The following is a 12188-nucleotide window of genomic DNA, read 5'->3' on the forward strand; positions in this document are numbered from 1 at the left end:
ATGTGTATAAGAGACAGGGGTGAAACCGCGCAGGCTGTAGGTCCACTCCTCCAGGCTGCGGGTGTCGGCCATGTACTCGTACAGCTCGTCGGGCGGACAATCGACGTAATCGTTGACCGTGCAGTACTGGCCGAAGACCTGGTCGTGCGGGTACACCGACCGCATCATCTCCATGATGATCGGGGTCGCCTTCTCCCGTGGACTGGTTTCGATGCGGACCACCCCGTCGAGGGGGATGGGGATATCCTCAAGCGCTGGCAACGACATCGTCCCGGTTCTCCTTTGCGGTCGAAACCTGTTCTGCGAGAGCCGCGTTGCTCGGCAACGCGGCGAGAAATGGAGCGAACGGCGGAATTTCGTCGGCGGCGCACTCGACGCTGACCACCGCCGGGCCCTCGACGTCCAGCGCCACCCGAAGCGCCGCGGCGAACTGGGCGGGTTCGCTGACGTCGACCGATGTCAGCCCCGGGAACATGGCCGCCAGGCCCGCACCCAGCGCGCTCGGCCGGAACCGGTTGTAGCTGTACCGGTCCTGGTAGAACAGCTGCTCGCGGGTCACGCACATGGCGTGGGCGTTGTTGTTGAACAAGACGAACGTCACCGGAAGGCGGTATTGCACGGCCGTGTGCACCTCCATGCCGTGCATGAAGAACGCGCCGTCCCCGGCGATCACGACGGTGCGGCCGCCGGGCCGGCCGCCGTTGGCCCGCCCGAACGCCATCCCGATACCCGCGCCGAAGCTGTAACCCATGCCGCCCATGCCGAGCGCGGCCACGAACCGGCCGCCGCGCCGCGCGGGCAGGTAGTGGATGGCGGCGGCGCCGGTGTTGCCGGCGTCGACCACGATGTCGGCGCCGTCGGGCAGGGCGCGGTCCAGGACCCCCATGGCGTCGCGGTACCGCACGCCCGGCCCGGGGCAGGCCGGCGGCGTCAGCTCGGTGCGGCGCACCACGTCCGGCACGCGCAGGCCGTTCGGGCGGCCGTGACCGCGCAGGGCCTGGGTCAGCAGGCGCAGCGAGCCGCGTAGGTCGTCGGTGTGCACGTGGACACAGCTCGGGTACGGCCGCGCCGACCCGATCGACACCGTTCGCACCGCCGCCAGCGCGTCGTCCAGGCCGCCGCGCGCGGTGACCGCGAGCCGGGTGCCGACGATCAGGCACACGGAGCTGGCGGCCACCGCTTCGGCCACGCTCGGGTGGCCCATCACGCCGGTCACCCCGAGCGCCGACGACGACCCGAAGCCCGGCGTGCCGGCGACGTCCTTGGCGTCGGGCACGGTGGCCACCCGCGCGCGCAGCACCGCGCGCAGCTGCTCGAGCTCGGCCCGCGCGTCGTCGCGGGCCACCTGCTCGCCGGCGATGATCGTCACCTGACCGGTCGCGCGGCGCAGTTCCTGCGCGATGGGATGCGGGTTGCCGATCGGCGCGCCGAAGCTCCCCGCATGCCCGTCGGGGCCGTCGGCGGCGATGCCCGCCTGCTGAATGTCCTTGGGCAGCAACAACACCGCCGGGCCGCCCGTGCGCGCGGCGGCGACGGCCCGGGGCAACGCGGACACGATGTCGGCCGGTGCGAGCACCCGCTCGCACGACACCGACACCGCCGAGAACAACGCGCGGGCGTCCAGCGAACCGTTGCGGCCGCTGGTGTCCTGGAAGCTGCCCCGACCGTCCATCGTGGTGGCGGGCTGGCCGACCAGGGCCAGCACCGGGACCCGGCTGGCGAACGACTCCCCCAGCCCGGCGATCAGGTTCAGCGCTCCGCCACCCGAGGTCGCCGCCACCACGCCGAGCCCGGCGCCGCTGCGGCTGTAGCCGTCGGCCATGGTGGCCGCCGAGAACTCGTGCTTGGCCAGCACCGCGGTGACTTCGGGGCGGAAGTGCGCCGCGTCGTACAGGTCCTCGATGTTGGCGCCATCGACACCGAAGACGTGATCCACCCCGAGTGCGGCGAGGTGCCCGACGATGTGGTCGACCACCCGGTACTTGCCGAACATGCCTTCAGACACGAGCCGGGCCCGCGATCGGTTCACCCCGGCGGGTTGAACCGTTTGCCGGCGGCCCTCGTGGTGTCTAAATGGCCATCGAACTGCGCAACGTGGTTCGCCAGTACCGCGTCGGCGGTCAGACGGTCCGCGCGCTCGACGGGATCAGCCTGCGGCTCGACGGCGGTCAGTTCGTGTCGGTCGTCGGCCCCTCCGGGGCGGGCAAAAGCACGTTGCTGCACCTGCTCGGCGCGCTGGACAGCCCCGATTCCGGCTCGATCACCTTCGACGGCGAGGAGATCGGGCGCCTGGGCGACGAGCAGCAGTCGGCGTTCCGCCACCACCGGGTGGGTTTCATCTTCCAGTTCTTCAACCTGCTGCCGACGCTTTCGGCCTGGGAGAACGTGGCGGTGCCGAAGCTGCTCGACGGCGTCCGGCTGGGCCGCGCCAAAGCGGACGCGGTGCGGTTGCTGGACCGCGTCGGGCTGGGCGACCGGACCGAGCACCGGCCGGCGGAACTGTCCGGTGGTCAGATGCAGCGGGTCGCGGTGGCGCGCGCGTTGATGATGGATCCGCCGCTGATCCTCGCCGACGAGCCCACCGGCAACCTGGACTCGGCGACGGGCGCCTCGATCCTTGCGCTGCTCGCCGAGGTGGCGCACGAGGACGGCCGGGGCCGGCTGGTGGTGATGGTGACCCACAATTCGGACGCCGCCGCTTCGACCGACCGGGTGATCACGTTGCAGGACGGGCGGGTCGGGTCCGACGTACCGGCGGTCCCTGCGTGAGGATCGGTGCGGCGGCGAGCCGACTGCGCGTGTTCAGCCTGCGTGAGCTCGCCGTCCATCGCCGCCGCACGCTCGCGTCGATCGCCGTGATGGCCGTCTCCGCAACGTATCTGGTCGCGATCTTCGGCATCTTCGGGTCCATCACCGGATCGGTCAACCGGCTGGCCGACGGGATCGCCGGCGTGGCCGCGCTGGAGGTGTCGGGCATCACCGACGCCGGGTACCCCGACGCCGTACTGGCCGACGTGGCCGCGGTCCCCGGCGTCGCGACCGCCGCGCCGATGATCAGGACGTCCGCCGCCACGGCGACGGGGCCGGTGTTGCTGCTCGGCGCGGACGCCAGCACCGCCGCGCTGGGCGGCGCGCTCAAGGACGCGGTCGCTCGCCCGGTGCAGGAGCTGTCCGCCACGCCCAACGGCGTCCAGGTGGGGCCGCGGGTCGGCTACGCGAAGGGCCAGACGCTGCAACTGGGCTCGGGGTCGGTCACCGTCACCGAGGTGCTGGCCGGCAAGCAGTTCGCGGACCTCAACGGCGGGCACTACGTCCTCGCGCCACTTGCGTTGGCGCAGAACGTGACCGGCCGCGCCGGTCAACTCGACTCGATAATGATCACCACCAAGCCGGGTGCCGATCTGGGCGCCGTCCGCGCCGCGGTCACCGCCGCGGTGAACGGCCGCGCGCTGGTCGCCGCGCCCAGCGTGCGGGCGGCCCGGGCCGGCGACGGGGTCAGGCTGATGAACTACATGGCGCTGCTGGGTGCCGCCGTCGCGCTGGTGGTCGGCGCGTTTTTGATCTACACCACGATGACGATGGCGATCACCCAGCGCCGGCCGGTCATCTCGATGCTGCGCGCGATCGGCGGCCGGCGCGTCACCATCGTCGGCGACATGCTCGGCGAGGCGGCGATCCTCGGGCTCATCGGCGGGGCCATCGGTTCGGGCATCGGCATCCTCGCGGGCCACCTCGCGATCGGCCGGCTGCCCCCGGCGATGACCCAGGGGCTCGAGGCCCGCGTCGAGTACGGGCTGCCCGGCTACGCCATCCCGATAGCCCTGGCGGCGACGGCGATCACCAGCGTGGTCGCGTCGGCGATGGCGGCGCGGCAGGTGTACAAGGTCGCCCCGATCGAAGCCCTGGCGCCCGTCGGGGCATCGGCGGCGGACGTGGTGCCGCGCTGGCTGCGGGTCGCCGCCGGGGCGGGCGCTGTCGCCGTGGCCGCGGCGTCGATCTGGGTCGTGATCGGCCAGCACGGCACGCTGGCCTTCGCCGCGATGGCCGCGCTGCTCAGCGCCGAGATCGCGCTCGGCTTCGCGCTCACCGCACCCATCGTCGCGGCCACGGCCGCGACGGCTCGCCTGTTCGGATCGTTCGGCGCGCTCGCGGCGGCCACCGTCGAACGCGCGCCGCGGCGCGTGTGGGCCACCGTGATGACGGTGCTGATCGGCGTGGTCACCACCGTGGTGATCACCGGCACCAACGCCGACATGATCCGCTCGGCCCGCGCCCTGTTCGCCCCCGCCGCCGGCGTCGACGTGTGGGTGAGCGCGGATGCCCCCGACAGCTACCCCACCGACGCACTGCCGCAAGGCCTTTCGGATAAGGTGGCCACCCTGCCCGGGGTGGGGCGGGTCACCGAGGGGGCATTCGGGTTCGCCGTCGTCGGCGGAACCCGCGTCCTGCTGGACGGCTTCGCCGACGGAACCCACGATTCGCTGTTCCGCGCGCTCGACGAACGGGTGCGCGCCGACGTGCTCGCCGGCCGCGGCGTGGTGCTCACGCAGAACCTCGGCAGTACCCTGCACGTCCGCGCCGGCGATCGGCTGCAGCTGCAGACGCCGCAGGGTCCCCGGCAGGCTCAGGTGCTGGCGCTGGTGCCGTTCTTCTCGACCGTGATCGGCACGGTCGGAATGGATCTCGAGCACCTGCGGGCGTGGTTCGATCGCCCGGCGGCGACCACCCTGCAGATCACCGCGGCGCCGGGCGCCGATCCGAGGCGCCTGCTGGCCGAGGTCCGCCGGGCGGTGCCGGCCCCGAACCACGTGTACGACGGCCGCGCCGCGCTGGCGGGGCTGGAAGCGCCGCTGCACCAGAGCATGTTCATCGCCAACGCGGTCTGGGTCATCGTCGTGGCCGTGGCCGGCGTCGCGCTGCTCAACACGCTGACGCTGTCGGTGACCGAGCGCCGCCGCGAGATCGGCGTCCTGCGGGCCATGGGGTCCAGCCGCCGGTTCACCCTGCGGACCGTCCTGGCGGAGGCGGCCGGAATCGGTTTCGTCGGTGGGATTTTGGGGCTGCTGTTCGGCCTGACCGACCAGTGGCTGTTCAGCCTCATCAGCGGGGACATCATGAATTTCCGGGTCGGCTTCCGCCTGAGCCCGATGGCCCTGGCCTTCACCGCGGGGGCGCTGGTGATCTGCCTGCTCGGTTCGGTGCCGCCCGCGCGGCGCGCGGCGCGGCTGAACATCATCGAGGCCGTCAGCGTGGAGTGAGGGTGGCGAACCCCTGCAGATGAGGCTTGCACGGGAACGGGACCGGGGTGCGGCCGATGGTGCGCAGCGCCGTGGTGTCGAACCCCGCCGCGGCGATCGATTCCAGGGTCCGCCGATTCGGCTCGCACCCGGCGGCCACCCATGACCACGGCTTGGCCACCAAGTCCTGGAACCGGCCCGTCGCGCCCTCGCCCCGCACATGCTCGAGGACGACCAGCCTGCCGCCCGGGGTGAGCACCCGGCGGATCTCGGCGAGGGTGGCGGGCACGTCGTCGACCGAACACAACACGAGCCCGATGTGCACGGAGTCGAAGCTGTTGTCCGGGAAGGGAATCGACTCGCCCGCGCCCTCGACGATGTCGACGGCGATGCCGTGCCGGGCGGCCAGCCGGGCCGCCATCCGCCGGAACGGCGCCACCGGCTCCACGGCGGCCACCGACGTCACCGCGGCGGGCAGGAACCTCAAATCGGTGCCCGGCCCCAGGCCGAGCATCAGCAGCCGCCCGACGGCGTTGCTGAGCGCCGCCCGGCGGTACCGGTGGTAGAACAGCCGGTCGAAGACCGGCTGGCCGAACCGATAGACGTACGGGAACAGCGGATTGCGGCGCGTCACCGGGCGCCCAAATCCATTCGGAACGGCGGATATTCGTCGCGCATCAGGGAGACGTAGACGGCCACCCGGTAGCGCCAGCGCACGATGCCCAGCAGCAGGTCGAACATCCCCGGCGGAATGGTCGCGGTGCACAACAACGACACCGCGGCGATCACGCACAGCAGCTGCAGCAGCGGCTCCATCGACCAGCAGAGCAGTATCTGCGGAATGGCCAGCAGCCACTTCACCAGCACGGCCCAGTTGCGCAGCCGCTCCGGATAATCCACCTGCAGGTCGCCGGGATAGTCGGGGCGCGACGCGAGCGTGAACGGCGGATATTGGTCCGTGCTGTTCATCGGGAATCGGAAGTTCATCACCCGCCAGGACCAGCGCAGTACACCGACGTTGAAGTCGAACAGGGGTCGCGGGTACCGCCCGGTGAACAGGATGGCGACGCCGGCGACGACGGTCGACAGCGGAAAGATCAGGTAGAGCCCGATCAGGATCGGGTAGTGCGGGACCGCCAGCACGCACCATTTCACCAGCCAGAGCCAGCGCGAGGGCGAATCGAAATCGCCTCGCACCCGGACGGATTCGTCGTTCATGGGCTGGATCGGCTGGTCGTCGCTGCCCCCATTTCTCGGTCGATCTCTGCGGATATCCTACGGTGGCTCGTCCAGCGCAGGAACATCGTCAGCGCGGCGGCCTGCAGCCGGTCGGGGATCAGTGCGGCCGGGCGCAGCACGACCTCCCCGTGCGAGACCGGCAGCGACGCCACCCGGGACACGGCCATCACCCTGTGCCTGCGGGTCCTCTCGTACCGGCGCAGCGCTTTCGGCACGTCGTCGTTCGCCGCCACGTCCGCGAGCGCCTTGCACAGCACCATGGTGTCCAGCAGCGCCTGGTTGGTCCCCTGCGCCAGGGTGGGCGGCATCGTGTGTGCGGCGTCGCCGAGCAACGTGATCGGGCCCCGGCCCGCCGGCGGTATGGGATGGCGGAAGTGCGGATACGGCGAGTGCGCCAGGTCGTCGTCGGTCAGCGCCGCCAGCACGCGGTCGACGGCGTCGGACCAGCCGGTGAAATGGGACCGGATCTCCTCGATCGGGCGCTGCGGCCGCACGAAGCCGTGCGCCCACGGCAGGTCGAACCACCACTGCACGTCGGTGCCCCCGGCCGGCCACAGGCCGAGGTTTCCGCGCTCGCCGATGACCATCAGCGCGGTGCCCTTGTCCGGGACGTCCGCGAGCGTGGTCAGCCCCTGCCAGCTGCACCAGCCGGTGGGCCGGGCCTGCCGACCGCCGACGCGGTCGCGGACCATCGAGTGCAGGCCGTCGGCGCCGATCAGCAGGTCCCCCTCGACCGCGCGGCCGTCGGCGAACTCGACCCGCACGCCGTCGCCGGTGTCCTCGAACGCGATCGCGCGGGAGCCGCATCGGATGCGGTCGGCGCCGAAGCCGTCCAGCAACCGTTCCAGCAGGACCCGGCGCGGAACCATCCGCACGGGCGCGCCCAGCCGGTCCGCCATCACCGACACGTCGAGCGTGGCGAGCGGACGGCCCGTGCGGGTGACGGCGCGCACGGTGGACAGCAGCTGACCGGCCCCGTCCATGTCGACGCCCAGCTGCCGCAGCACCGTGTCGCCGTTGGACCAGATCGTCACCGCGCCGCCGGGCGCCCGCAGCTCGGGTCGACGCTCGTAGACGGTGACGTCATGGCCGTCCCGCAACAGTCCGCGGGCGACCGAGATGCCCCCGACCCCGGCGCCCACCACCAGCGCCCGAAGCGGACGCCGGTGGCCAGTCACGTCAGCTCCCGACCCCTACAGCGAACGCTGCAGCAGAACCTGGCCGCTGTCGGCGGCCACCACCTGCACGGCGGCGATCTGGTCGACCGGAGTCGAGATGCTGCCCGCGGGCGTCGCCGTGTGGCCGGGTTCGGCCACCCAGGTCGCCAGCCGGGTCTGGCTTCCGTCGCGGCCCACGACGACCATCGCCAGGGTGTCGTGGTGCGCATTGAGCGGGGCCAGGCACACGCACCGCAGGTTGATGGACGTCCCCCAGTGCTGGCTGGACAGCTGCACCGTCGACGTCAGCAGGGTGGTGCCCACCTGCGCCATCGGCGCCGAGGAGGCGGCCACCTGCTGCGACGAGGACGACGAATACCCCTGCAGCCCGACGAACACGCCGATCGCGAGCACCACGGCCGCGGCCGACGAGGCCACCCAGGTCACGATGCGCGTGCGGCGCCGGCGCCAGCTCACCTTGGCCAGCAACGACGGCAACAGCTCCGGCGACATCTCCGGTGTGGCCGGCAACCCGGCCTCGTTCATCGCGGCCACCTCGTCCCGGCCCAGCTGGGACAGCAGGGCGGGCACGCCACTGAGGTCCGCGACCGCCTCGCGGCACGCGGGGCAGTGCGCCAGGTGCGCCTCGAATTCGCGCCGCTCGGCGGCCGACAACGAGCCCAAAACGTATGCGGCATCCCACATCACGTACGGATCGGCGGGCGGGCCGAGGCCCCGTAGCGGCGTATTCATCTCATCCATTCCCTCATCACCCTTCAAGCATTTCGGAGCCCCTTAGCGGGTAACTCCAAGTTCCTGCAGAGTGAGCCGCAACGCCCGCACGGCGTAGTGTAATCGCGACTTCACCGTCCCCTCGGCGATGCCGAGGTCTGCAGCAATCTGCGCAGTCGTCCATCCGCGGTAGTAGGACCGGTCGATCACGGCCCGGTGCTCGGCCGACAGCTGCACCATCGCGTCGGCGATCAGCAGCCGGTCCAGCGCCGCGTTCACCTCGTCCGGCGTCGACCGTTCCGGCGCGCCCGCCTCGTCGGTCGAAGCGACGACGTTGCGGAACCGCGCGCTGCGCCGGTCGTCGATGATCATGTTGCGGGCGACCGTGAACAGCCACGCCCGCGCCGAGCGCTCCGTGTCCCCGACGACCTCCGGATGCTGCCAGGCCCGCAGCAACGTCTCCTGCACCACGTCCTCGGACTGGCTCGCGTCCCCGGTCAACCGAAGCGCGTAGCGCCACAAGACCGCCGCGTGCTCGTCGTAGAGCGCCTTCATCAGAGCGGCCTCGGCAGCCCCCGACGCCCTCCGATTGCTTGCCACACGGGCCACTCCATCACCTCCGACTACTGAAACGAGTCGAATGGCGGTTTAGTTCACGCTAAGCCAGCGTCAGGATGCGCGGACCGGCGTCGGTGACCGCCACGGTGTGTTCCCAGTGTGCCGCGCGGGAACCGTCGGAGGTGGTGACCGTCCACTCGTCGTCGAGCACCACGGTCTTGCCTGTGCCGAGGGTCAGCATCGGCTCGATGGCCAGCACCGATCCGGGGGCGAGCAGCGGGCCGCGCCCGGGCGAGCCCTCGTTGGGCAGGAACGGGTCCATGTGCATGTGCCGGCCGATGCCGTGGCCGCCGTAGCCCTCCACGATCCCGAACGCCCGCCCGTGCCGGCCCTCGGCCGCCCGCGTGCCCGCCTCGATGGCGTGCGATACGTCGGTGAGCCGGTTGCCGGGGACCATCGCGGCGATGCCGGCCTCCAGCGATTCCCGGGTGGCGTCGCACAGGGCCGCATCGGCCGCGTCGAGGCTCCCGACGCCGAACGTGACCGCGGCGTCGCCGTGCCAGCCGTCCAGCACCGCCCCGCAGTCGATGGACACCAGGTCGCCCGGAGCCAACACCTCTGCGGCCGACGGGATCCCGTGCACCACCCGCTCGTTGACCGACGCGCAGATCGACGCGGGGTAGCCGTGATAGCCCAGGAACGACGGGATGGCGCCCGCCTCGCGGATCACCGCCTCGGCGATCTCATCGAGGCTCAGGGTCGACACGCCTGCCACCGCCGCCGCCCGCACCGCCTGCAACGCGGCCGCGACCACCGCCCCCGCCGCGGCCATCGCGTCGAGTTCGTCGGCGGTGCGCTGCGGCACGACTTTGCGGCTTCGCAGCCGCGCCAGCGCGCTCACGATTACTTGCCCAGCGCCCGCAGGGCGCGGGCGAACACTTCGTCCATGCCGCCGACGGCGTCGACCGTCCTGAGTTCGTCGCGGTAGTACTCGAGCAGCGGGGCGGTCTCGTCGCGGTAGACCTTCATCCGGTTCAGGATCACGTCGTCGGTGTCGTCGGCGCGGCCCCGCGACTTGAGGCGCTGCAACAACTCCTCCTCCGAGACGCGGAACTCCAGCACGGCGTCGATGTCGGTGCCGCGGCGACCCAGCATGTCGTGCAGCGCCTTGGCCTGCTCCGTGGACCGCGGATAGCCGTCCAGGATGAACCCGTTGGCCGCGTCGTCATCGCTGAGGCGGTCGTCGACGAGCTGGTTGGTCAGCTCCGAGGGCACCAGGTCGCCGGCGTCCAGGTAGCGCTTGGCCTCGCAGCCGAGTTTGGTTCCGTTCTCGATGTTGCTGCGGAACAGCTCCCCGGTGGAGATGTGCGGAATTCCGAGCTTTTCGGAGAGCTTCTGGGCCTGCGTTCCCTTGCCCGCCCCCGGCGGTCCCAGCAAAACGACTCTCACTTGAGGAACCCTTCATAGTTGCGCTGCATCAGCTGGCTCTCGATTTGCTTGACCGTATCCAAACCGACGCCAATCATGATCAAAACCGCGGTACCGCCGAACGGCAAATTCTGAACCGCTCCGCCATTGCCGATCTGCAAGAACAGGTTGGGCAGCACCGAGATGGCGCCGAGATAGATCGAGCCCGGCAGGGTGATCCGGCTCAGCACATAGCGCAGGTAGTCGGCGGTGGGCTTGCCCGGTCGAATGCCGGGAATGAAGCCACCGAACTTCTTCATTTCGTCGGCGCGTTCGTCGGGATTGAACGTGATCGACACATAGAAGTACGTGAAAAAGATGATCAGCCCGAAATAAATGCTGATGTAGATCGGGTCGCTGGGGTCGGACAGGTAACTGCCGACGAACTTGTCCCACCAGCTGTTGCCCACGCCGCCGCTACCGCTGCGGATCAGCTGCGTGATCAGGTGCGGGATGTAGATCAGCGACGACGCGAAGATGACCGGGATGACGCCGGCCTGGTTGACCTTCAGCGGCAGGTACGTCGACGTTCCGCCGTACATCCGCCGGCCCACCATGCGCTTGGCGTATTGCACCGGGATGCGCCGCTGACCCTGCTCGACGAACACCACGCCGACGATGATCACCAGGGCGGCGACGCAGACGGCGGCGAAGATGGCCCCACCGCGGCTGTCCAGGATGGTCTTGCCCTCGGATGGGATGCGCGCCGCGATGCCGACGAAGATCAGCAACGACATGCCGTTGCCGATGCCGCGCTCGGTGATCAGCTCACCCATCCACATCACCAGGGCCGCGCCGGCGGTCATCACCATCACGATGACCACCAGGGTGAAGATGCTCTGGTCGGCGATGATGTCCAGCGAGCAACCCTGCAGCAGCCCGCCGTTGGCCGCCAGGGCCACGATGCTGGTGGCCTGCAGGATGGCCAGCGCGATGGCCAGGTAGCGGGTGTACTGCGTCATCTTGGCCTGGCCGGACTGGCCCTCCTTGCGCAGTTCCTCGAACCGAGGGATGACCACCGTGAGCAGCTGCACGATGATGCTGGCCGTGATGTAGGGCATCACCCCGACCGCGAACACCGTCAGTTTCAGCAGCGCACCGCCGGAGAACAGGTTGATCAGCGAATAGATCTGGCCGGCCGCGCCGCCGCTGGCCTCCTTGATGCACTGCTGGACGTTCGGGAAGTTGACACCGGGGGACGGCAGGGCGGCGCCCAGCCGATAGAGAACGACGATGCCCAGCGTGAAGAGGATCTTCCGTCTCAGATCGACTGTCCGCAGCGATGAGATGAAAGCCGAAAGCACTCTTCCTCCTGCGCAGCCGGGGGGTCTCCTGCATTACGCGCCCAACACCCGCAGGCCAGGACGTACGGCCGCCTTATCTATAGCGCGTCAAACCGTGTACGAGACTAACAGCTGATTCGGGTGGGCCCGTTCAGGGCCGTCGGCCACAGCCCGTTTGACGCTCGGAACAACACAGGAAGCCGTAAGCCACGGGGCGTAGAGTTCTGGTGGCTCGTTGCATTTGCTAAATAAATAGGAGCACCATGACACGCACTGACCAAGACAGCTGGGACCTGGCGTCCAGCGTCGGTGCCACGGCCACGATGGTCGCCGCGGCGCGTGCGCTGGCCAGCGAGGGTAGCAACCCGATCATCGACGACCCGTTCGCGGCGCCGCTGGTACGGGCGGTCGGCCTGGAATTCTTCCGCCAGCTGGTCGACGGCGAGGTCGTCCCGCCGGGCGGGGATGACGGGGACCGTGATCTGCAGCTGGAGACCTGTCTCTTATACACATCT

12 protein-coding genes and 1 pseudogene are annotated in these 12188 nt (G+C 70.2%); 3 read left to right on the plus strand and 10 right to left on the minus strand.

The window, feature by feature from the left end:
* Nucleotides 1-267: pseudogene (locus WU80_RS22000) on the minus strand (SRPBCC family protein); the annotation flags it as partial.
* Nucleotides 248-1993, minus strand: coding sequence for a thiamine pyrophosphate-binding protein (locus WU80_RS22005; RefSeq protein WP_055405227.1), 1746 nt, complete (start codon nucleotides 1991-1993; stop codon nucleotides 248-250). The pseudogene WU80_RS22000 and the gene WU80_RS22005, both read right to left, overlap by 20 nt.
* An 80-nt stretch (nucleotides 1994-2073) precedes the next feature.
* Between WU80_RS22005 and WU80_RS22010 the strand changes: the two genes are divergently transcribed.
* Both WU80_RS22010 and WU80_RS22015 read left to right on the plus strand, forming a co-directional pair.
* Nucleotides 2074-2769: an ABC transporter ATP-binding protein gene (locus WU80_RS22010; protein ID WP_055405228.1), complete on the plus strand. Its 696-nt coding sequence runs from the start codon at nucleotides 2074-2076 to the stop codon at nucleotides 2767-2769.
* Nucleotides 2770-2858: 89 nt separating this feature from the next.
* A complete protein-coding gene (locus tag WU80_RS22015) occupies nucleotides 2859-5258 on the plus strand; it encodes an ABC transporter permease (RefSeq protein ID WP_231633888.1) in 2400 nt (799 codons plus the stop codon).
* Here WU80_RS22015 and WU80_RS22020 read toward each other — a convergent pair.
* From WU80_RS22020 to secY, 8 genes are read right to left on the minus strand one after another with little or no spacing between them, the layout of a single operon-like run.
* The gene (locus WU80_RS22020) at nucleotides 5245-5871 is read right to left on the minus strand and encodes a class I SAM-dependent methyltransferase (protein ID WP_055405230.1); all 627 of its coding nucleotides are present in this window, start codon (nucleotides 5869-5871) and stop codon (nucleotides 5245-5247) included. The genes WU80_RS22015 and WU80_RS22020 overlap by 14 nt on opposite strands.
* Nucleotides 5868-6434, minus strand: a complete 567-nt coding sequence (locus WU80_RS22025; protein ID WP_055405237.1) for a DUF4389 domain-containing protein — start codon at nucleotides 6432-6434, stop codon at nucleotides 5868-5870. Before WU80_RS22025 ends, WU80_RS22020 begins: the two co-directional genes overlap by 4 nt.
* A 17-nt stretch (nucleotides 6435-6451) precedes the next feature.
* Nucleotides 6452-7654, minus strand: coding sequence for an NAD(P)/FAD-dependent oxidoreductase (locus WU80_RS22030; protein ID WP_055405231.1), 1203 nt, complete (start codon nucleotides 7652-7654; stop codon nucleotides 6452-6454).
* A gap of 15 nt (nucleotides 7655-7669) precedes the next feature.
* Nucleotides 7670-8386 carry an anti-sigma factor gene (locus WU80_RS22035; RefSeq protein WP_156349710.1) on the minus strand — a complete coding sequence of 239 codons (717 nt, stop codon included), beginning with the start codon at nucleotides 8384-8386 and terminating at the stop codon, nucleotides 7670-7672.
* Nucleotides 8387-8428: 42 nt separating this feature from the next.
* Nucleotides 8429-8974 (minus strand): sigma-70 family RNA polymerase sigma factor, encoded by a 546-nt coding sequence (locus WU80_RS22040; protein ID WP_082459985.1) that lies wholly within the window; start codon nucleotides 8972-8974, stop codon nucleotides 8429-8431.
* Nucleotides 8975-9023: 49 nt separating this feature from the next.
* Entirely contained in the window at nucleotides 9024-9824 is an 801-nt protein-coding gene (gene map / locus WU80_RS22045; protein WP_055405234.1) for a type I methionyl aminopeptidase, read from the minus strand.
* Between the two features lie 2 nt (nucleotides 9825-9826).
* Nucleotides 9827-10372 carry an adenylate kinase gene (locus tag WU80_RS22050; RefSeq protein ID WP_055405235.1) on the minus strand — a complete coding sequence of 182 codons (546 nt, stop codon included), beginning with the start codon at nucleotides 10370-10372 and terminating at the stop codon, nucleotides 9827-9829.
* The gene (gene secY / locus WU80_RS22055) at nucleotides 10369-11694 is read right to left on the minus strand and encodes a preprotein translocase subunit SecY (RefSeq protein ID WP_055405236.1); all 1326 of its coding nucleotides are present in this window, start codon (nucleotides 11692-11694) and stop codon (nucleotides 10369-10371) included. Before secY ends, WU80_RS22050 begins: the two co-directional genes overlap by 4 nt.
* A gap of 242 nt (nucleotides 11695-11936) precedes the next feature.
* Here secY and WU80_RS22060 point away from each other — a divergent pair.
* Nucleotides 11937-12188: class I SAM-dependent methyltransferase (locus WU80_RS22060; protein WP_197286006.1), on the plus strand; the 252-nt coding region annotated here is incomplete at its 3' end.

Source organism: Mycobacterium sp. UM_11 (genome assembly GCF_001414075.1).
Taxonomy (GTDB): domain Bacteria; phylum Actinomycetota; class Actinomycetes; order Mycobacteriales; family Mycobacteriaceae; genus Mycobacterium.

Excerpts from the sequence above, each read along its gene's own strand:
- WU80_RS22005 (WP_055405227.1), bottom strand. The coding sequence starts at position 1,993 with ATGTTCGGCAAGTACCGGGTGGTCGACCACATCGTCGGGCACCTCGCC.
- WU80_RS22010 (WP_055405228.1), top strand. The coding sequence starts at position 2,074 with ATGGCCATCGAACTGCGCAACGTGGTTCGCCAGTACCGCGTCGGCGGT.
- WU80_RS22015 (WP_231633888.1), top strand. The coding sequence starts at position 2,859 with ATGGCCGTCTCCGCAACGTATCTGGTCGCGATCTTCGGCATCTTCGGG.
- WU80_RS22035 (WP_156349710.1), bottom strand. The coding sequence starts at position 8,386 with ATGAATACGCCGCTACGGGGCCTCGGCCCGCCCGCCGATCCGTACGTG.